1 pseudogene is annotated in these 479 nt (G+C 37.4%); it reads left to right on the plus strand.

Features of this window, described 5'->3' with window-relative positions:
* Positions 1 to 265 precede the first annotated feature (265 nt).
* Positions 266 to 479, plus strand: a pseudogene (locus tag HC175_RS18055) (alpha/beta hydrolase); the annotation flags it as partial.

Here is a 479-nt window from a genome sequence, read left to right on the forward strand (position 1 = left end):
ATCTGGGAATTAGAAACAAAATTCAGATTCTTTTCCCCTGTAAAGGGATTTGTTTTACAACCTGCCAAAAGCAGTAAAAAACTGATGACTATAGCTATTTGTCTAAGTTTCATAATTTGAGATTTTTGTTAAAGTTACTAAATCACTCCCGCTCCACTTGAAGCTTTAAAGTAGGTTTAACAAAATACCTGCCAAAATGATAACTGAAGGAAAAAGGCTTCATTTGAAAAGATCCATATTTGTAACTTGCGGCTTTAAAAATTCCATGACTCAGCAAAAGAAAGATAAGACTCCGGTCCAACGGCTGCTCGTACCTTCATACATTTTAGCAACAGGAAAGATCCTTACCGCGATCTCCCCCTTTTTGGCAAGTAGATTTGCCGCAAAACTTTTTCTCACTCCTTTTAAGTATAAGCTTCCAAAACGCGAGAAAAAGATGGACAGGGAAAGCAAACAAACTCCCCTTATGCTGCCTCATT

Source organism: Salinimicrobium oceani, from assembly GCF_012037645.1.